Raw genomic sequence first — 18,297 nt, forward strand, 5'->3', positions numbered from 1 at the left:
GGGCGGATGCCTCGTCAGCGGCGTCCCGGCCTGGTCAGGCGGTGGATACGGGCCGGTGACGTGTGATCGTGTAAGGCGATGTTGCTGTACGGCGCTGCTGTAGCCCGCGCATCTCTGCAGCGCCGCATGCGGTCGCCGGGCCGTCAGCGCCTGCTCAGTTCCCGCAGCACCGGTAGCCCGGTGCCGGAGTCGAGCACGAGGCGGTCGCCGAGTGGTCGCGCCAGCGTGACGGTGATCGTAGCTGTCTTGAGGATGGCCGGGCACACCTCAACAGAGTCGGATCCTCTCTCGTCCACGTCGACCACCACCAGCCGGTTGGTCTCGTAAGCGCGTGCCCCGTGAATGGTGTCGCAGGCGCCGTAGCCGTACCGGAGAAGCAGTTCGTTCGGCTTGCCGGCGACAAGGTCGAACGCCATCACCTCTTCGACGTCCCCCCGCACCCGCTCGGGACGGGCGGTGACGGCTGAGGGGTCGACCGCCACATGGACCTTCTTCTGCTCGACTCCCTCGACGGTGAACACCCAGGCAGGCACCTGGATCGTGCCACGGCTGGTCTCCAGCGGGACCTTGCCCAGTCTGGCGCCGGTCACCCGGAGCGGGCGACAGCCCCCGGCCGGGCACTCCTCTTCGATGAGGTTGGCCGGTCTGCTGAACTCCGCGTACGCGCTCGCCACTGTGATGAGCGGCACCTGCGAGACCTCACCGTCCGGCCATCGCACGTCAGCACGGTCCGGGGAGTCCTCGGGCAGTTTGGCGACCAACCGCCAGGCGCCGTTGTGCGAGCTTCTGTTCACCCAGGCCGGGATCCGGCCCACGTGAGCCCATCCTTGTGGGTTCAGCACCTCCAGTGCGACGAACCCTTTGCGCCAGGCGCGGTCGTCGGCCGAGCCCTGCCAGCGCTCCGCCACCTCCCGGGCACGATCCTCGAACTCGTCAGCCGAGGCGCCATGGAACCCACCGCGTAAGACCTGAGAGACCCCACCGCAGGAGTACAGGAGCAGCACCAGGGATAGGTACGCGATCATTCTTCGCATGAGACCTCCTCCACCCCATGATCAGCCAACGCCCAACGCCTCCGCCTCGGCTTCCCGGGTTCTGACGAACTCCTCCTGAGGACGCACTCGACCAGCCCCTCATCCGGTGGCAAGGACCGACGAAGTCGGTCCGCGACAGTCGATCGCCCCGGCCACGCACGGTGAGCATCGGAGTCGGCGATCGTCACGGCCTCAGACAGTTCACGACGAACCCTGGTGGGCGTACCAGGCTGATCCGTAGCAAGGTCAAGGACGTCCACAGCCGTCCACCGCTGACACAAACGCCTGCTCAGAGGCGGTATCTGGCGACCGATCACCCATCTGCCGTCGACAACGCTCATGCCACACCGCTTGGCAGCGATCTCGACCAGTCCAACCTTGGGCTTGCGGACGCCCTCGATGTCAGAGAGCGCGTAGGCGTCTACGGCCTCGGCCAACCCTGTCTGCTGGATATTCCCAAGCTGATTGTCGGCCGTCCCATTCGTGACGACCGCGATGCGCCACCCTGACGCCCGCAGCCGGGCCAGGCCGCCCAGCACCTCGGGCCGAAAGTGCACGAGGTGCGGCATCCGCCTCCGGTAGCGGCTCCACAGCACTTCGACCGGCTCCGACAGCATGAAGCGGTCGCGGACCTTGGCGAAGAACACCTCACGATGTGGATAACCGGCCTGGTCGAGTTCGAGTAGCCAGCCGATCGCCTCCCCGCTGAGCCGGTGTTCGTTGGCGAACTCCCTTGCCCAGCGCCGGAATGCCCCGTCAAGGTCGATGAGGGTGTTGTCCAGGTCGAAGAGTGCAAGCCGCTGCATATCAATCCTTACTTCGGGTCCTTGTACAGTCCGGCCAGTCTCGGCCGGTACCTGATCAGCGGGTCACTGCCAGGACCCGGCCGCGATGGCCGCCCGTCGGTCCCGACCCGGAGCGATGTCTTCCATTCGCTGGCCGCTCAGGCGCTTTCAGAGGCTCCCAGCGCCGCTGATTCTTTCGGCGGCTCGCCCAGACGACGAAGCGGCCCGCTCCTCTCGGAGGGCGGGCCGCCTTGAAGTAGCGGCGGTCACGCGCGGCGGCGCAGGTAGCGGGCGCGGCGGCCGGCGTCGTGGAAGCCGAGCCGCTGGTACAGGGAGGCGGCCGGGTTGTTGTCGTTGACGCAGAGCCACGCCTCCCGGGCGCCGTCGGCGGCCAGCGACCGCAGCGCCCTTGCCACCAGGTGGGCTCCGACCCGCCGGCCCCGCCAGGCGGGGACCACGCCCACCTGGTCGATCCAGTTGTCGATGATGTTGAAGAAGCCGACCGCCGTGCCGTCGGGACCACGCGCGATCAGGGACAGGTCCGGCCGGTACCCATCGTCCTCCCGCAGCTCATCCAGCCATTCCTCGGCCACCGGCTCGACGAAGCCGGGCCGGCCCGCGAAAGACGCCCGATAGGTCGCGAACAGCTCGGAATCGAGTGTCACCGGCTCGGTGGTCACGCCGTCGGGATGGGCGACCTCCGGGAGGGCGGTGAGGTCGTGGCGCAGCACCCACTCGACGAAGGTCCGCTCGAAGCCGCGCGCCGTAAACAGGGCGTCCGCGCCAGGATTCCACGACTCGGTGGTCAGCAGCAGACCGGCGTCGCCGGCCTGCTCGTCTGCCCAGCTCAGCAGCCGGCTACCGACGCCCCGCCCCCGCCAGGCCGGATTCACCAGGCCGGTGCTGGTAGCCGGCTGCCCGGCGGTGCCGACGCTCACGGCCGCGACCAGGCCGCCCTCATGCCAGGCGCCGAGGGTACGGGACTGGAGCAGCCGGGCTCGCAGCAGCGGAGAGCTAGTGAACAGCGGGAGGCCACCGTCGACGGCCAGGCACGCCTCGGCCAGTTCAGCCAGTGCCGCGAGGTGTTCCTCGCCGAACTCTTTCCAGGTCAGCGCGTCCCTGCCCGGGTCCACCACGATCCTTTATCCTTTCACTGTCGCCGATCGCCCGACGGCCGGCCGTGGCGGCTGACGCCGGGCCGACGCGACGGCGCCGATGGGCAGTAAGTAGGCATCCCCGCCGGTGTCGCTGTCAACGCGGTTTCAGTCCGTCCGCGCGGCCCTTGAAGCGTCGGGGCGGGCGGTGTGCCAGGCGTTCGCCACCGCGATGCGCACTTCGGCGTGCCGGAGGAGGTGCTGACCGACAACGGCAAGCAGTTCACCGGCCGGTTCACCAAGCCACGCCCGATCGAGGTGCTGTTCGAGCGGATCTGCCGGGAGAACGGTGTCACGGTGCGTAACACCAAGCCGCGGTCACCGACCACGACCGGGAAGATCGAGCGCTGGCATAAGACCGTGCGAGAGGAGTTCCTCTCCCATGAGGGCTTCGCCAGCCTGCAGGCCGCCCAGGCACTGCTGGATGCGTGTGTGGCCGACTACAACGCGGTCCGGCCGCACCAGGCGTTGGACATGGCCACCCCGGCTGACTTGTCCAGACAAACAAACTGTCAGCGATCACTCCCTCATTTCGACGTCTGGAGCGTGGGAACGCATTGGGAAGGATCAACCACCGCCGCTCGGTGACGACCGGACACAGCCGGACATCAGAACTGATCGCAGACACGAAAAAGCCCAGGTCATCGTGGTGATGACCTGGGCATTCGCACTGTGCGGCCGGAGGTACTCGAAACCCCAACCTTCTGATCCGTAGTCAGATGCTCTATCCATTGAGCTACGGCCGCTCGCTGCGTAAGCAAGCATAGCGGGTTTTGTGGGGTGCCTCGAACCGGTTTCGCGATCGAGGCTCCGCGCCGAGGTCGGGCGGCGCGACAGGCCCTGGATCAGAAGGTCAGGCGGACCGGAGGATCGAGGAGAGGACACCGGGAAATCGGATCTCCATCTCGGCGAGGCGGAGTTCGTGGCGGCGGAAGCTGCCTTCGGGGGTGACGCGGAGGAGCCCGGCCTCACGAAGGACCTTCAGATGGTGGGAGAGGGTCGACATGCTCACCGGAACGTCGAACTGGCCGCAGACCACGCCTCCGGCCTTGGCGAGCTGGCGAACGACCGAGAGTCGGACCTCGTCGGCGAGAGCGTTCAGCATGGTGGGGAGGGTGACGGAGGAGACGTCCGGATGGTGAAGGGCTCGCATGGGTCGATCCTAGCCAAGGAATTCGAGACTTTGACAAACATCAAAATCCGTCGGCACAATCGGATACGACAATTCGACCATCATCGAAACCTTTGGCGGCCAGATGACTCCCGACGACGTGCTCTCCACCACCCGGGCCGTACGCAGGCGACTGGATCTCACCCGGCCCGTCCCTCGCGAGCTCATCGAGGAGTGCCTCAAGCTCGCCGTACAGGCTCCGACCGGGCGCAACCGCCAGCGCTGGCACTTCGTCGTGGTCACCGAGCGGGAGCAGCGAGAGAGGATCGCGACGCTGTGGCGGGAGGGGATGCGTCTGCCCGGGACGCCGATGCCGGAGGAGGACGCGCGGCGGGCGTACGCGTTCCCGGGCTCGATGGAGCGGGTCTGGGAGGGAGCGGATCACCTGTACCGGCACATCCACCAGGTGCCTGCGTTCCTCATCCCGTGCATCGCCGGGCGGACCGAGGGGACGAGCGTGCACGAGCAGGCCAACACGTTCGGCTCGATCTTGCCGGCCGTCTGGAGCTTCATGCTGGCCGCGCGGGCCAGGTCGCTGGGCACGGCCTGGCTGGGGCCGCTCCGACTGGAGCGGGAGGCCGCCCAGGTGCTCGGCATCCCGTACGAGAAGGTGATGCAGGTGGCATTCGTCCCGTTGGCCTACACCATCGGCACCGATTTCAAGCCTGCGCGGCGGGTGCCGATGGAGGAGGTCACCCACTGGAATCGCTGGTGACATCCTTTCCGGGGAGCGATCTTCAAACCCGCTGGAATCGCCGGTGACACCACGACCGATGTGCGGGGTCAGCTGCTGGGATCGTCGGCGACGCCGACCTTCTTCGGGAACAACGTGTAGCTCAGCGGCCAGAGCACAGCGATCAGAGGGATCTTGAGCGCACCGACCATGAAAGCGTTCAACGCCGTGGTCCGTGACGGGTCGCCGATGATGAGGATCAGGCCGAACAGCAGAGCGCAGGCGATGCCGTACGCGAGGACGATCCGAAGCCAGATTCCCCACTCGTAGCGGGCTCTGGCCATGCCGCCGGGTGGGGGCCGCCACGGCTCGGGGCCGTCGGCGAAGTGGTGGGCGAACTTCGCGTCGGCCCAGGTGATCGTGCGGTGGCCGAAGACGACCGAGTAGGCGAGGTAGGCGGCGGCCAGCCCATGGTGCCAGTCCGCCTGGGCACCGCCGCGCATGTCGACGACGGAGGCGATGAGAAGGACCACGTCGAGCAGCGGGACCGCCAGCAGCAGCGCAGTGCTGAGCCGGCGCATGCCCCACAGGTAACGTGAGGCGAGACCCAGCCCCAGCAGGATCCAGAATCCGATCTCGCAGCCGACGATGATGGCCAGAATCATGAGTCCACGGTCGCGGATCGGTCGGCCCGGGACATCGTCGGGACTGATGAACCGGTGTACATCCTTCTATGTACCGTCGGTCCTCCCTGCACCGTTCCGGTGAGCCGTATCGGGGTGGTGAGATGAGAGGCATGAGACGAGACGCGCTGTGGGCCGTGGCGTGTTTCGTTGTCGGCCTGCTGCTGCTCGCCGCAGGCGCCTACCAGCACCGATGGGCCGCCGCCCCGCTGTTCGCCGGGCCGCTGGCGATCTCGTGTGCGGGGGTCGCGGTACGGCGGAGCAGGCCGCTGCTGGCGCTCGGGCTGGGAGGGGTGGCCTTCGTCGGCGACTTCGCCATGGGCCCGTCGCTGGGCACGCTCCTGATCGTCACCGACAACCTCTACTCGGGGGTCAGGTACGGTCCCCGCGAGCTGGGCAGGTGGATGCTCGGCATCACCTCGGTGATCGCCGTTGTCGCGGGCGTGGTCGCCGGGGTCCTGTTCAGGCAGTGGGCCGCCGCCACCGTCTTCCTCGTCCAGACGGGCCTGGTCGGGGTGACCCCCGTCCTCACCGCGATGATCATAAGACAGCTGGAGGACCAGGCGGCCTCCGAACGGGCGCGGGCCGAGCAGGTGGCGCGGCTGGCGGAGCTGGACCGGGCGGCCGCGGTGCAGGCCGAGCGGGCCCGGATGGCACGAGAGTTGCACGACATGATCGCGAACCACTTCAGCGCGATCGCCATCCAGTCCACCGCCGTCCTCTCCCGCCGGGATCTGGACGCGCAGACCGTACGGAAGGTGCTGGAGTCCATCAGGGAGAACAGCGTCGAGGGCATGGACGAGATGCGCGCCATGATCGGGCTGCTCCGGCAGGACGGCGAGGAGCCGGAGGCGATCCGGCGCCGGGTGGCCGAGGCGGAAGAACTGGCGGAGCGGGCCCGGGAGGCGGGGCTTGACGTGCGGATGCGGGTGGACGGCGATGCCAGGGAGCTGCCCGCCCCGGTCGATCTGGCCGGTTACCGGATCGTCCAGGAGTCGCTGACCAACGCGCTCAAGCATGGCGGCAAGGCCGCCGACGTGGTGATCGGCTATCTGCCGGGACTGGTCACGCTGACCGTGGACAACCCGGTGGGCGAAGCGGGGCGGGGGCTGCCCGGCGCGGGCGCGGGGATCATCGGCATGCGGGAGCGCACGAACCTCGTCGGCGGCGTCTTCGAGGCCGGACCGCATGATGACGGCTGGCGTGTCCGCGCCGAGTTGCCCACTCTGGAGAGCACGTGACCATCCGGGTCCTCGTCGCCGACGATCACGCGGCGGTCCGCGCCGGGATCGTCCTCATTCTCGACGGTCACGACGACATCGAGGTCGTCGGCCAGGCCGCCAACGGCGAGCAGGCCGTCGCGATGGCCTCCGAGCTCCGTCCGGACGTGGTGCTGATGGACATCCGGATGCCGAAGCTCGACGGGATCTCCGCGACGCGCGCGCTGAGCGGGATCGCCGACGTGCTGATCCTGACCACCTTCGACATCGACGAGTACGTCTTCGGGGCGCTGCGGGCCGGAGCCGCCGGGTTCCTGTTGAAGAACACCGACGCCGACGCCCTGGTGGACGCGGTGCGGGTGGTGGCCAGGGGCGACGGGCTCATCGCCCCCTCGGTCACCCGGCGGCTGATCTCGGCCTTCGGCGCGTCGGTCCCCGCGCGCAGGCCGTACGAGATCGGCGGCCTCACCCCGCGTGAGCGCGAGGTGCTGGCCTGCATCGGCCGGGGCCTGTCGAACACGGAGATCTCCGTGGAGCTGGACATGGCGGAGGCGACGACGAAGACCCACGTCAGCAGGTTGCTGAACAAGCTGGGTCTCCGCAGTCGCGTCCAGGCCGCGATCCTGGCTCAGGAGCTCTCCACGGAGAGGTGACTCAGGAGTTCTCCGCCGGGACGTACAGCGAGAGGGTCTCCGCGACGCAGGCGGGCCTGGGCTTGCCCTCGACCTCCACGGTCAACCGCATGTTCGACAGGTAGCCCGAGGGGGTGCCCTTGAGGTCGACGAGTTCGGCACCGGCACGGACCCGCGCGCCGACGGGGATCGGCGAGGGGAAACGGACCTTGTTGAGCCCGTAGTTGATGCCCATGGCCAGGCCGCCCACCTGGAACAGCTCCATCATGAACGAGGGCAGCAGCGCCAGGCTCAGGTACCCGTGGGCGATGGTGCCGCCGAACGGCCCCTGCTCCGCCTTCGCCACGTCCACGTGGATCCACTGGTGGTCACCGGTCGCGTCGGCGAACAGGTTGACCTGTTCCTGGGTGATCTCACGCCACTCGGTGTAGCCGAGATGCTCCCCGACGGCGGTCTTGAGCTCGGTGATGTTGGCAAAAATCCTCATGTCTGGAACTTTATTCCGCTGAGGGGGCGGCGAGAAGCTCCAAGCACATCAACTGTTTTCGCTGTACGGCCCGCGGCACAACATCGGCCGTTCATCCTGGTTCCCTAGCGTGCCCGCCATGAGACGACGTATGACGATCACCATCGGCGCGGCCGTACTGGCACTGGCGGTGTCCGCACCGGCGGTGGCCGACCCCGGACAGCCCGGTTCCGACAGGTCCGGCCGCTCCGAGTTCGGGCGTGCCACCCTGACCGGGTTCGCCTCCCTGCCCGCGCTGACCTTCGTACCCGGCAGCGAGCCGTCGGGGGCGCAGCTCGGCACGACCCCGGTCAACGGGGTGACCCCGCCGTTCTCCGGACAGCCGGTGCAGGGCTTCAGCGGCATCGTGCGGCGGCAGGACGGCACCTTCGACGTGCTGTCGGACAACGGCTACGGCGGCAAGGCCAACAGTGCGGACTTCCTGCTGCGGGTGCACCGGGTGAAGCCCGACTTCAAGCGCGGCAAGGTCGCGGTACTCGGCGGATTCGACCTGAGCGACCCCGACGGTCACGTCGGCTGGGCGCTGACCCGGGCGGACCGGAAGCTGACCGGCGCGGACTTCGACGTGGAGTCGATCGTACGGACCTCCGACGGCACCTACTGGATCGGGGACGAGTTCGGCCCGTTCCTGCTGCACTTCTCCGCCACCGGCAAGCTGCTTGAGGCACCGATCCCGCTGCCCGGCGTGAAGGCCCCGGAGAACCCGTCCCTGGGCGGCGAGCAACCCAACCTGGGACGGAGCAAGGGCTTCGAGGGCATGGCCCGCTCGGTCGACGGCCGCACGCTGTACCCGCTGCTGGAGGGCACCGTGACCGGTGACGAGGCCGGGACGCTGCGGATGAACGAGTTCGACCTGCGGAAGCGGGCCTACACCGGCAAGCGCTGGACCTACAGGCTGGAGAGCCCCGACAATGCGATCGGCGACATGATCGCGGTCGACCGGCACCGGTTCCTCGTCATCGAGCGCGACAACCTTGAGGGGGACGCGGCCAGGACCAAGCGCATCTACCTGGTGGACATCCGTCACGCGGACCTGCGCAAGACCCTCGTCGCCGACCTGCTCGACCTGGCCAACCCGCACGGCCTGGGTGGGTTCGGGGAGACCTTCAGGTTCCCGTTCCAGACCATCGAGGACGTGGTGATCCTCGACGACCGGACCCTGGGCGTGCTCGACGACAACAACTTCCCGTTCTCCGCCGGCCGCACCCCGGGCCGGCCCGACGACAACGAGTTCATCACCGTGCGCCTGTCGCACCCGCTCCTGGCCGACCCCCGCGTCTACCGGTAACAGCCCGTGGGCCCTCCCTTCCGATCAGGGGAGGGCCCGCCGTTGACACTAATTAACCCATTAACTATCTTTCACGGCATGGAGGACGGCTACTCCCTGCTGGACAGCACCATGTACGCGATGCTCGTGCGGCTCGGCTCACACAAGCGCCAGATCGCAGCGGGTCTGGAGGAGCTGGGACTGCGTCTGGGCCAGGAGCTCTACCTGGCTCTGCTCTGGCGCGAGGACGGTCTGTCACAGAGCGCCCTCGCCGGCCAGGCGAAGGTCTCCGCGGCCAACGTCACGCAGGTGCTGCACGGCATGGAGAGACAGGGCCTGGTGGTACGACGGCGCGACGACCCGGACGCCCGGATCCAGCGGATCTGGCTGACCGAGGCGGGCAGGGCACTGGAGAGTCCGGTCACCGAGATCTGGCGTGCCGCCGAGACCGCCTGGCTCTCCGGCCTGACGCCGACCCAGCGCAGGGCCGTCGAACTCCTGAAGTGATCAAGTATGACCGAAATCCCTGGTAGGACCTTGTTCATTTAGTTAATCCATTAAGGAGTTCGCATGGATTTGGGACTGAACGGCCGCACCGTGATGGTGACCGGTGCCTCGGGTGGCATCGGCAGGGAGATCGCCCGCGGCTACGCGGCGGAGGGAGCTCATGTGGTGCTCACCTACAACGGTTCGCGCGACGACGCCGAGGCGGTGGCCAAGGAGATCGGCGAACGCTCCCTGGTGGCCCCGTACAAGCTGGGCGACCCCGGCTCGGCCGCCACCCTGGTGGCCACCGCCCTGGAATGGACTGGCCGGATCGACGTGCTGGTCAACAACGCCGTGCGGTGGGGCGGGCGCCCGCCGGGGCCGGGCAGCACCTTCGAGGACATCGCCGACGCGGAGTGGACGGAGGTGCTGCGACGCAACACCGAGGGCGCGGTCCGGCTGACCAGGCTGGTCGCTCCGCTCATGCGCGAGCGACACTTCGGCAGGCTCGTGCACATCTCGTCCAGCATCGCGGTCGACGGCATGTCCGGTGGCGAGTACTACGGGGCCGCCAAGGCGGCATTGCACGGTTTCAGCCGGTCGGTCGCCTTCAGCCTCGGCCGCGACGGCGACATCCTGTCCAACGTCGTCCTGCCGGGCTTCACCAGGACCGCACGGAACGAGGCGATGGCCAAGGCGGTCGGCCACCTGTACAGCGAGCGGGCCCCCATCGGCCGCCTGCTTGAGGCCGCCGAGGTCGCCAACGCGGTCGTCTACCTCGGATCGGCCGCCAACACCGGCATCACCGGGCAGGTCATCTCGGTGACCGGCGGCGCCTGACCTCATCTCGGGACCGCCCTCCGGGGAATCCGCCTGGAATTCCTCACAACCCGCCTCTCATAACGTACGAACAACTACGACAAAACCGTAAATAACAATAGATAAGCTCCCATCGGCCTTCAGGGCGCCATTTATTTGCTCTGCCTCAACCGTTTCAATGAGCTATCTCACGGTCCGAGGGGTATCTCCTAGCTGCTGCCGCTTATGAGGTAGTGAGGGATATCAGATGTTTTCGGAACCAGAAACGAGATGGGGAAATAACGTGCTTCCTCGAAAGAGCGGACGGACACCGGGGCCGATCTCCGGCAGGCGGGTGGGCGTCCTCGCCATCGCGGCAGTCTCCGGCATCCTCATGACGTCGAACCAGGCACCGGCCAACGCCGCCATCGGGCAGGTCCAGGCGCTCGGCTCGATCTCACAGCTGAATGCCGACAGCACTCTCGACGGCCGTCTCTCCCCCTACCCCAACCCCTCCCGCCGGCAGTACCGCGAGGAGAGGCCCTCGGACAGATGGCGGGGCAAGCCGCACCGCCACCAGGACCGCCCCTACGACCGTTACCGCGGACGCCGGGGCGGGAACGACTTCAACGAGAACGCGGGACCCGGGCGCGAGCGTCTCACGCGCTCGGAAAGAATGATGAGGGATCTTCAGAACGACCCGTCATTCCCGGAGATCATCATCCGCGACAAGTAATCCCTGTCACCTGACCGCGACAGGTGGTACGCCACCGAGTGGAACCCGTCCGATGACGGCACGGCATGACGAGCAGGAGCGGTCACCCACAACAGGAGCAGGAAAGACGTGTGTGTCGTACCGGTTCACACCGGTACGACACACACTGTTGTTTAAAGCGCGAAGTTACATATGGCTATACCGCCGAACCATGAGAAAACACGTTTTCCAGGAATATATATAGTTGATCATCAGTATTGAGCCGTCCCACCCTTCCGCCTCCAATCTCATCACCTTTCCCCATTCATCGGGCATCACAAGAGTTCCTATAGAACACTACGACCGAATAATCATCCTAAATCTGACTAAACCATAGATGAGGTATAGGTTTTTCTGCACAGTACCGCTTATTTGCTCTTCCTCAACTATGCCGGAGCGTTATCCCCATAAGCCCCGGGTATCTCCTGTTCCGTCGTCACTTCCGTGGCTGCACGACGGATAAGGGTATTTTCGAAATTAGTAAAGATATGGGGAAATAACGTGCTTCCTCGTAGGAGCAAGTGGGCGCCAGCCCATTCCGGCAAGCGTGCCGGCGCTTTGGCCGTCGCGGCGATGGCAGGCATCCTCGTGATGTCGTCGAACCAGGTGCCGGCGAGCGCCACCGCCGACAACGCAAGCATTCTGTTCGCACCTCACGGCGACAACGGAGGTAACGGAGGCAACGGGGGCAAAGCCCGTCTTCAACATTCCGTGCACAACGGTGAGAAGCCCATTCTTCGCCCGTGCCGCTCCTGCGGATGCCGCAGGGGCCGTCGCTGCGGGTGCCCTGGCGGTCGCGGCTGGGGGGATCGAGGCTGGGGTGGGGGTGGCGGCGGTGACCGGGACGATTGCGACCGGGGCGTCAAGCCCGCCTTCGACAGAGATCGCGACCAGGACGACGAGCGCGACGACGAGCGCGACGAACCCAGGGTGATCGATCTGACCACCCCCGGCAGGCCTACCGGGCGCCCCACTGCTACCAGTTCCACCAACGCGTCCGAAGGACCGGCAGGGCCCGCAGGGCCTCCCGGACCCGCAGGACCTCCAGGGCCCGCGGGGCCCCCAGGACCTGCAGGACCTCCAGGACCCGCAGGACCCGCAGGACCCGCAGGACCCGCAGGACCTCCAGGGCCCGCGGGGCCGATGGGACTGGCAGGACCGGCAGGACCAGGAGGGCCTGCCGGACCGGCAGGGCCCACAGGACCGATGGGACCGGGAGGACCGGCAGGGCCGATGGGACCAGGAGGACCGGCGGGACCGATGGGTCTAACAGGACCTATGGGACCAGGAGGACCGGCGGGACCGGGAGGGCCGAGAGGTGCGACGGGTCCCGCAGGACCCAGGGGCGCCACGGGCCCGGCGGGACCTGCGGGTGCGACGCCCCTGTCAGGGCCGGTAGGACTCCCGGGACCAGCAGGACCTAGAGGCCCCGCAGGACCTCCGGGCCCGGCAGGACCCAGGGGCGCGACAGGCCCGGCAGGTGCGGCACCCCTGGCAGGGCTCGCCACGCCCCCGTCCAGCGGATGCGTCGGCCTGACCGGCGCCATGGTCGCTCTCCAACCCGTCTGCGCCATCACACCCGCCGGTCTCAGTGGACATGTCTACTCCGCCGTGCCCACCGACCTGAGCGGACATGTCTACTCCGCCGCTCCCATCGGCCTCGCCGGATCTGTCTGCACCACCGGTGCCATGGGCCTCGTCAGCTCGTACGGAGCCATCGGGTGCGTGTAGCCCGCGGCGAAGAGGCGGCATGCTTCCACGGCGTTCACCGGCCAGAGGTCGTGCCCCTGCTCAGCAGGGGCACGAGCTCCTGGGACCCGTGTGGTGCCCGAGCCAGGTGACCGCGATTCAAAGGGTGGGTTGCCGCGCTCGATGTCACTCGTGCGTGGCGACCCACCCAGCGCCCTCCTCACGGAGGTGAACGCCGGCCGGATGAAAAGGCTCAGTACGCGAACAACCCGATCGAAGCTGATCACGGTCGCCTGAGGCGCCGGCTGAGACCGATGCGCGGCCCACGAACTGACCGGACCGCGAAGCCGTGATCGCCGGCCACGCCTTCGTCCAGAATCTGCGCCGCGCCCACCACGACCTCGGCGTCGACGCCCGTCCCGCACCGCGGGTCGCCTCGGCGTTCACCGAGCTCGCCGAAGCGATCTGACTGGTAGCCGGCGGGCCTGGCCTCTCCGCCGATCCGGTAACGCGACAGCGCCCGGGCGCGAATCCCTTCGGGCGCGCATCTCCCCAGGTGGGCCGGGTCTCGACTCCAAGATCAAGCCCATCCTTTTCGGTGGACCTCGTGCCGTGCCCGTGCGTCAGTGCCCGCCGCGCCGTCGTGAGCCAGGCGACCCCGGCACGCGCCAGGCGGTCGCGCCCCCCTCGCCGTACCGCGCGTCGTGCTCCGCCACCGGATCAGCCATGCCGACCGACCCTGGTGATGAGTTGTCGCGCCTGTACCCGTCACACCTACGACGGGACACGACGAGGCGGAAGGATGACGTGATGAGTGCGAACACGCGGCTGGAGGAGCTGGGCGGGGGCGGTCTGGGCGAGGTCGACGAGCCGGCGTTCTCGGGGCTGGCGGAGCGGCACCGGCGGGAGCTGCACGTGCACTGCTATCGGATGCTCGGGTCGTTCGAGGACGCCGAGGACACCGTGCAGGAGACGTTTCTCCGTGCCTGGCGGCGGCGGGAGACCTTCGAGGGGCGGTCGACGTTCCGGGCCTGGCTGTACCGGATCGCCACCAACGCCTGCCTGGACCTGCTCGCCAAGTGCCGCCCGGAGCCTGCGACCGGCGGCGAGGTGCTGTGGCTGCAGCCCTACCCGGACCGGCTGCTCGACGAGCTGCCCGCGAACGGCGCGGACGAGCCGGAGACCGTCGCCGTCGCGCGGGAGACGATCGAGCTGGCGTATCTGGTCGCAGTCCAGCACCTCGCGCCGCGCCCGCGGGCCGTGCTGATCCTGCGGGACGTGCTCGGCTGGCCGGCGAAGGACGTCGCGGAGCTCCTCGGGGACTCCGTCAACTCCGTGAACAGCGCGCTGCAGCGGGCCCGCGCCGGCATGCGGGAGCACCTGCCCGCCGAGCGGCAGGACTGGACCGGCGGCGAGGAGGACTCCGGGACGCGCGAGCTGGTGCGCCGCTATGCCGACGCCAGCGTGGCCACGGACGTCGACGGACTCGCCGCACTGCTGCGGGACGACGTCCGCTGCTCGATGCCGCCCACGCCGGGCCTGTACGTCGGCCGCGACACGGTGGTGAACGAATGGGTCGAGAGCGGCTTCGAGGGCATGAAGCACCTGCGCGCCGTCCTCACCTCCGTGAACCGGCAGCCCGCCGTCGCCTTCTACCTCTGGCGGAAGCGGGAGGGCGCGTACCTGCCGCTGACGATCGACGTCCTGCGCGTCACCGACGGGGCGATCACCGAGATCGTCACGTTCCATGACGACCGGTTCCCGCGGCTCGGGCTGCCGGAGCGCCTGCCGGCGGACGGCACGGAGTAGTCCCGGTGCGGACGCTCGCGCTGCGAGGTGGCGCGCGGGTCGCGGTGGTCGCGGCCGAGTGGTGCGACGCGTTCGGCGTCGTCACCCGTGGCCGGGTGCAGCTGGAGCTGCGCGACGGCGAGCCCGGGCCGGTCCTCGAACGCGACGCCGGGTTCTGGCTCCGGGGCACCGGCGTCCGCGCCCTGCGGAACCCCGGCCGTCGCACGGCGAGGGTGCGCATCGTCACCCCCAGGGCCAGGACCGTCACACGCCCCCACACCGGTCACCGAATGATGGAGGATGACATGAACAGTAGGAATGACACCGGGGTCGTCGCAGGCCCGGCATCGGGCCGGACCAGCCACACCCGTCGGCTCCGCGGGCTCGCCGGCACCGGCTTCGTTGCCTCGCTCGCGGCGATGGTGACCACCACCCTCGCCGCCGCGCTTGCCCAGGCCGTCGGCGTCGACTTCGAGGTCCCCGATGGTGGCGAGACGATCCCGTTGCCCGGTTTCGCCGTGGTGACCGGCTTCTTCTCGGTCGTGGGCGTCGTCATCGCCGTCGCTCTTCTTCGTTGGAGCGCTCGCCCCGCCGAGCGATTCGCGTGGACGGCAGTGTCGCTGACCGCGATCTCGCTGGTCCCGCCCCTCCTCTCCGGGGCGGACACCGCCACCGCCACCGCCCTCCTCGGGCTACACCTCGTCCCTGCGGCGGTGATGATCCCCACCCTGGCGCGGAGCCTCCGCACCCGGACCGATTCACGAACCACAACGCTGTCACGTTCGGAGCATTCGACCCAGGAATGAGCATCCGGTCCGCGGATTTGTCGGTGGCGCTCTGTAGCGTCGGAGGTCGCCGAACGAGGGGATCGCCCATGGCCACGGTGACGTCACGCGACGGCACGCGGATCGGATTCGAGCAGGCGGGAACAGGGCCGACGCTCGTACTGGTCGACGCGGCAGGCGGGTTCCGCGGGTTCGGTCCCATGGGCTCCCTCGCTGAACACCTTTCCGACAGGTTCACCGTCGTGACCTACGACAGGCGCGGACGCGGCGAGAGTGGTGACACCCCGCCGTACGCGGTGGAACGGGAGGTGGAGGACCTCGCGACCGTGATCGAGGCGGGCGGAGGATCGGCGTTCGTCCACGGGTTCTCCTCCGGCGCGGTCCTGGCCCTGCTCGGCGCGGCAGCCGGGCTGCCGATCTCGATGCTCTCGCTCCTCGAACCACCGATCGTCCTCGACCAGCCGCGGGAGGACGACCTCGCAGCCGAGATCGACGAGCTCGTCGCCGCAGGTCGCCGGGCCGATGCGGTCGAGCACTTCCATACCGGCATCGGTGTCCCCGCCGAGATAACCGCGGAGATGCGCCGGGCCCCCTTTTTCCCGCTGCTGGAGGGCATCGCGCACACGCTCGCCTACGACAGCCGGATAACCACGGCCCTCTCCCACGACAGCCTCCGGTCCGTCACCGTGCCGGCCTTGGTCGTCAACAGCGAGTCCAGCGACGACCGCCTGCGTGGCTGGGCCGCGGACGCGGCGACGGCCCTTCCCCGGGGCCGCCACCTGACTCTCAAGGGCGAGTGGCACGGTGTGTCCGACGACGTGCTGGCCCCCGCACTGGCCGACTTCTTCGGTGGAGCCGTCTGACAAGGCCCTCTCCCGAATCACCCCTGCGCGGCCCGGTCGCCCCTGATCAGCAGCACCGTGGCCGTGACATAGGCGAAGGCCCCGAGGAACGTCTGGGTGAGGAGAGCGGGGAAGTACCACTCCGGTCCGGAACCGAGAACCGGAGGAACGGGTTCATCGGCGGCCCCGCTCACCGCGAAGGGGGTGGCGAACGACACGACCAGTAGCAGGAGCAGCAGGGGGACGCCCGCCATCCCGTGCACCACCAGCAGCGGCGCGCGGATTCCGGTGCGGTGGACGACGGCGGCCAGCATCAGTGCGAGGGCTCCCGCGACGGCGAGGAGCACGGCATACCGCCAGACGGTCCCGGTGGCATGCTCCAGGTAGAACAGTCCCGCGCCCGCGTACTCGCCCGCGGCGGCCCGCGCCTCCTGGTGGGCGAGCCGCTCCGTCTGGCCGATCGCGACGGAACCGAACACCGTGACGAGCACCCCGATCAGCGGCAGATGCCCCAGCAGCAAGGGCACCGCCCTGGGGGCCGGTACGGCCCGCCACCGCACGGCCGCCGACCGGCTGAGCAGGAACACGCTCGTCAGCCAGGCCATGACCGCCGCACCCGGCAGGGCCGTGCGAGCCGGGGCGTACCAGCCGGGCAGCCACGATCTCAGGAGATCGGCGGTCTGCGATGACATGAAGCCGGCCTGGATGCCCGATACCGGATCGGTGGTGAAGGCCACGACGGCCAGGCCGGCCAGGTACGGCGGCGTGAGCAGCCCCATGGTGACCAGGCCGGCGGCTGCGGCGCGGCGCGAACCGCACCGCAGCAGAACGGCCACGGGCACCAGGAGGATCGTCGCGATCAGGAGGAAGCTCGTGGCCCCGCCCACCACGACGCTCTCCCCGTACCGCACAAGCTCGGCCCGCGCATCCTCGGTGACCCGCACGGTGACTGCGGCCCTCTCCGCGACCACCCCGCTCGCGGCGCGGTCCAGCAGGAAGACGGCCAGCCCGAAGACCGCGGCCTGACCCGGCAGGAGGATCGGCCAGGGCCTCCCCGGTGGAACGGTTCCGTTCTCGGACATGGCCGGACGCTCTCAGCCCGGCCATAAGATCCGCGTAACACCCCGCACGACGGCTCCGTGGCGCGCGGCACAGCCGCCTGCTCGTCCCGTCTGCCGTCGAACCGCCCTCCTCGGCCACACGCGGGTGACCGTCACCAGGCGCTACCCCTCCTTGACGCAGGACGCGCGCCCCCGGACGTGAACCGCCCTCTGAGGCGATGCCTAAGGGCTGCCCCTGCCCTTGCCACGGGTACGGGAATCATGCCGTACGAATGATCCCCAGACGCAGGTGGGCTGCCCCAGATCGCGTCACTCCTCGCCGGAGAACCGCTCCCACGCGGACTGGCGGGTGATTCCGAGAGCCTCCCCGAGCCTGGCCCAGGTGACGCCGCGCCGGCGTAGTTCCTGTGCCCACGAGCGCAGGTCAGCCTCGGCCTGGTCGATGTGCGCGGCGACGCGTGGAATGTGGCTCAGCATCTCCTCGTCGGTCAGCGACTCCCACATGGGCACGCGCGATCCTGCGGGATTTTCGGGACTCCCGTCGATGATCGACGCGGACAGGGCCACGCACTCGTTGCAGATGTACACGCCGGGGCCGGCGACCAGCTTGTCGACCTCGGTGGTCGGTTTGCCGCAGAAGGAACACCGAGCGAGTTCGGTCAGGGTGTCAGGCGTTGTCACAGCGCACTCCTAAGGTGTCAGGGCATCCCTGACACCTTAAGTCGTCAGGGTGCCCCTGACAACTATCAACCGTCGGCGGAGTCACGGGCCGGACGGGATTCCAGACCTGAGAGAGCGAGCGGGCCGACGCGGTGCGAAGCACCCGAAGGGCCTCGAAGAGGTTGGGCCTGCCAGGCGAAGGCTCTCGACCCTGGGCGGCGGTACGGCGGGCGGGCCGATCCCCGCCACCGTTCGGGATCGGCGCCCACACCACACGCCCGGATGGCGG

Annotated in this window: 19 protein-coding genes, 1 tRNA gene and 2 pseudogenes; 13 read left to right on the forward strand and 9 right to left on the reverse strand. The window is 68.7% G+C overall.

Translation table 11 applies throughout. The features are described from left to right. Window positions 1–143 precede the first annotated feature (143 nt). From ACFQVD_RS30710 to ACFQVD_RS30720, 3 genes are all read right to left on the reverse strand, one after another. Entirely contained in the window at window positions 144–1,034 is an 891-nt protein-coding gene (locus tag ACFQVD_RS30710; protein WP_343972420.1) for a hypothetical protein, read from the reverse strand. After that, complete coding sequence (locus tag ACFQVD_RS30715; RefSeq protein ID WP_343972417.1) at window positions 1,022–1,840, reverse strand: HAD family hydrolase; 819 nt, start codon at window positions 1,838–1,840, stop codon at window positions 1,022–1,024. The genes ACFQVD_RS30710 and ACFQVD_RS30715 overlap by 13 nt, the downstream gene beginning before the upstream one ends. Before the next feature lie 245 nt (window positions 1,841–2,085). Beyond that, window positions 2,086–2,955 carry a GNAT family N-acetyltransferase gene (locus tag ACFQVD_RS30720; RefSeq protein ID WP_343972414.1) on the reverse strand — a complete coding sequence of 290 codons (870 nt, stop codon included), beginning with the start codon at window positions 2,953–2,955 and terminating at the stop codon, window positions 2,086–2,088. Window positions 2,956–3,103: 148 nt separating this feature from the next. On the opposite strand from ACFQVD_RS30720, the pseudogene ACFQVD_RS30725 reads away from it, so the two are divergent. Next, window positions 3,104–3,474 (forward strand): annotated as a pseudogene (locus ACFQVD_RS30725) (integrase core domain-containing protein); the annotation flags it as partial. A 172-nt stretch (window positions 3,475–3,646) separates the two neighbouring features. Here the strand turns inward: ACFQVD_RS30725 and ACFQVD_RS30730 are convergent. Next, window positions 3,647–3,719, reverse strand: a tRNA-Arg gene (locus ACFQVD_RS30730). 107 nt (window positions 3,720–3,826) lie between these two features. Then, entirely contained in the window at window positions 3,827–4,126 is a 300-nt protein-coding gene (locus ACFQVD_RS30735; protein ID WP_343972411.1) for an ArsR/SmtB family transcription factor, read from the reverse strand. Window positions 4,127–4,229: 103 nt separating this feature from the next. Here ACFQVD_RS30735 and ACFQVD_RS30740 point away from each other — a divergent pair, with 103 nt between their 5' ends. Then, a complete protein-coding gene (locus ACFQVD_RS30740; protein WP_343972408.1) occupies window positions 4,230–4,859 on the forward strand; it encodes a nitroreductase family protein in 630 nt (209 codons plus the stop codon). Between the two features lie 68 nt (window positions 4,860–4,927). On the opposite strand, the gene ACFQVD_RS30745 is transcribed toward ACFQVD_RS30740, so the two are convergent. Further along, entirely contained in the window at window positions 4,928–5,482 is a 555-nt protein-coding gene (locus ACFQVD_RS30745) for a hypothetical protein (RefSeq protein ID WP_343972405.1), read from the reverse strand. Between the two features lie 131 nt (window positions 5,483–5,613). Between ACFQVD_RS30745 and ACFQVD_RS30750 the strand changes: the two genes are divergently transcribed. After that, window positions 5,614–6,741 (forward strand): sensor histidine kinase, encoded by a 1,128-nt coding sequence (locus ACFQVD_RS30750; protein ID WP_343972402.1) that lies wholly within the window; start codon window positions 5,614–5,616, stop codon window positions 6,739–6,741. Continuing rightward, window positions 6,738–7,373, forward strand: a complete 636-nt coding sequence (locus ACFQVD_RS30755) for a response regulator transcription factor (protein WP_343972399.1) — start codon at window positions 6,738–6,740, stop codon at window positions 7,371–7,373. Before ACFQVD_RS30750 ends, ACFQVD_RS30755 begins: the two co-directional genes overlap by 4 nt. A gap of 1 nt (window position 7,374) precedes the next feature. Here the strand turns inward: ACFQVD_RS30755 and ACFQVD_RS30760 are convergent, their stop codons facing one another. Further along, complete coding sequence (locus ACFQVD_RS30760) at window positions 7,375–7,839, reverse strand: MaoC family dehydratase (RefSeq protein ID WP_343972397.1); 465 nt, start codon at window positions 7,837–7,839, stop codon at window positions 7,375–7,377. 118 nt (window positions 7,840–7,957) lie between these two features. On the opposite strand from ACFQVD_RS30760, the gene ACFQVD_RS30765 reads away from it, so the two are divergent. The 9 genes and pseudogenes from ACFQVD_RS30765 to ACFQVD_RS30805 all read left to right on the forward strand — a co-directional run bounded on the left by ACFQVD_RS30765 (window position 7,958) and on the right by ACFQVD_RS30805 (window position 16,308). Next, on the forward strand, window positions 7,958–9,166 hold the full coding sequence (locus ACFQVD_RS30765; RefSeq protein WP_343972395.1) for an esterase-like activity of phytase family protein: 1,209 nt from the start codon (window positions 7,958–7,960) through the stop codon (window positions 9,164–9,166). Between the two features lie 78 nt (window positions 9,167–9,244). Then, on the forward strand, window positions 9,245–9,652 hold the full coding sequence (locus ACFQVD_RS30770; protein WP_343972393.1) for a MarR family winged helix-turn-helix transcriptional regulator: 408 nt from the start codon (window positions 9,245–9,247) through the stop codon (window positions 9,650–9,652). 63 nt (window positions 9,653–9,715) lie between these two features. Beyond that, window positions 9,716–10,471, forward strand: a complete 756-nt coding sequence (locus tag ACFQVD_RS30775; protein ID WP_343972390.1) for an SDR family NAD(P)-dependent oxidoreductase — start codon at window positions 9,716–9,718, stop codon at window positions 10,469–10,471. Between the two features lie 262 nt (window positions 10,472–10,733). Then, the gene (locus ACFQVD_RS30780; protein WP_343972387.1) at window positions 10,734–11,165 is read left to right on the forward strand and encodes a hypothetical protein; all 432 of its coding nucleotides are present in this window, start codon (window positions 10,734–10,736) and stop codon (window positions 11,163–11,165) included. A gap of 1,563 nt (window positions 11,166–12,728) precedes the next feature. Then, complete coding sequence (locus ACFQVD_RS30785) at window positions 12,729–12,914, forward strand: hypothetical protein (protein ID WP_343972384.1); 186 nt, start codon at window positions 12,729–12,731, stop codon at window positions 12,912–12,914. A 221-nt stretch (window positions 12,915–13,135) separates the two neighbouring features. Then, window positions 13,136–13,341 (forward strand): annotated as a pseudogene (locus tag ACFQVD_RS30790) (DDE-type integrase/transposase/recombinase); the annotation flags it as partial. A 341-nt stretch (window positions 13,342–13,682) separates the two neighbouring features. Further along, window positions 13,683–14,681 (forward strand): RNA polymerase subunit sigma-70, encoded by a 999-nt coding sequence (locus tag ACFQVD_RS30795; RefSeq protein WP_343972381.1) that lies wholly within the window; start codon window positions 13,683–13,685, stop codon window positions 14,679–14,681. A 5-nt stretch (window positions 14,682–14,686) separates the two neighbouring features. Then, window positions 14,687–15,466: a DUF6069 family protein gene (locus tag ACFQVD_RS30800; RefSeq protein WP_343972378.1), complete on the forward strand. Its 780-nt coding sequence runs from the start codon at window positions 14,687–14,689 to the stop codon at window positions 15,464–15,466. Between the two features lie 68 nt (window positions 15,467–15,534). Further along, the gene (locus tag ACFQVD_RS30805) at window positions 15,535–16,308 is read left to right on the forward strand and encodes an alpha/beta fold hydrolase (RefSeq protein WP_343972375.1); all 774 of its coding nucleotides are present in this window, start codon (window positions 15,535–15,537) and stop codon (window positions 16,306–16,308) included. A gap of 17 nt (window positions 16,309–16,325) precedes the next feature. Here the strand turns inward: ACFQVD_RS30805 and ACFQVD_RS30810 are convergent, their stop codons facing one another. Both ACFQVD_RS30810 and ACFQVD_RS30815 read right to left on the reverse strand, forming a co-directional pair. Next, complete coding sequence (locus ACFQVD_RS30810) at window positions 16,326–17,369, reverse strand: hypothetical protein (protein ID WP_343972372.1); 1,044 nt, start codon at window positions 17,367–17,369, stop codon at window positions 16,326–16,328. Window positions 17,370–17,657: 288 nt separating this feature from the next. Continuing rightward, window positions 17,658–18,029, reverse strand: coding sequence for a ClpX C4-type zinc finger protein (locus tag ACFQVD_RS30815; protein WP_343972369.1), 372 nt, complete (start codon window positions 18,027–18,029; stop codon window positions 17,658–17,660). Window positions 18,030–18,297 lie beyond the last annotated feature (268 nt).

This window comes from Streptosporangium amethystogenes subsp. fukuiense, from assembly GCF_042665875.1.
Classification (GTDB): Bacteria; Actinomycetota; Actinomycetes; order Streptosporangiales; family Streptosporangiaceae; genus Streptosporangium; species Streptosporangium fukuiense.

Coding starts and splice junctions, on each gene's coding strand:
- ACFQVD_RS30710 (WP_343972420.1), bottom strand. CDS start 1,034: ATGCGAAGAATGATCGCGTACCTATCCCTGGTGCTGCTCCTGTACTCC.
- ACFQVD_RS30715 (WP_343972417.1), bottom strand. CDS start 1,840: ATGCAGCGGCTTGCACTCTTCGACCTGGACAACACCCTCATCGACCTT.
- ACFQVD_RS30735 (WP_343972411.1), bottom strand. CDS start 4,126: ATGCGAGCCCTTCACCATCCGGACGTCTCCTCCGTCACCCTCCCCACC.
- ACFQVD_RS30740 (WP_343972408.1), top strand. CDS start 4,230: ATGACTCCCGACGACGTGCTCTCCACCACCCGGGCCGTACGCAGGCGA.
- ACFQVD_RS30745 (WP_343972405.1), bottom strand. CDS start 5,482: ATGATTCTGGCCATCATCGTCGGCTGCGAGATCGGATTCTGGATCCTG.
- ACFQVD_RS30750 (WP_343972402.1), top strand. CDS start 5,614: ATGAGACGAGACGCGCTGTGGGCCGTGGCGTGTTTCGTTGTCGGCCTG.
- ACFQVD_RS30760 (WP_343972397.1), bottom strand. CDS start 7,839: ATGAGGATTTTTGCCAACATCACCGAGCTCAAGACCGCCGTCGGGGAG.
- ACFQVD_RS30765 (WP_343972395.1), top strand. CDS start 7,958: ATGAGACGACGTATGACGATCACCATCGGCGCGGCCGTACTGGCACTG.
- ACFQVD_RS30770 (WP_343972393.1), top strand. CDS start 9,245: ATGGAGGACGGCTACTCCCTGCTGGACAGCACCATGTACGCGATGCTC.
- ACFQVD_RS30775 (WP_343972390.1), top strand. CDS start 9,716: ATGGATTTGGGACTGAACGGCCGCACCGTGATGGTGACCGGTGCCTCG.
- ACFQVD_RS30785 (WP_343972384.1), top strand. CDS start 12,729: ATGGTCGCTCTCCAACCCGTCTGCGCCATCACACCCGCCGGTCTCAGT.
- ACFQVD_RS30795 (WP_343972381.1), top strand. CDS start 13,683: ATGAGTGCGAACACGCGGCTGGAGGAGCTGGGCGGGGGCGGTCTGGGC.
- ACFQVD_RS30805 (WP_343972375.1), top strand. CDS start 15,535: ATGGCCACGGTGACGTCACGCGACGGCACGCGGATCGGATTCGAGCAG.
- ACFQVD_RS30810 (WP_343972372.1), bottom strand. CDS start 17,369: ATGTCCGAGAACGGAACCGTTCCACCGGGGAGGCCCTGGCCGATCCTC.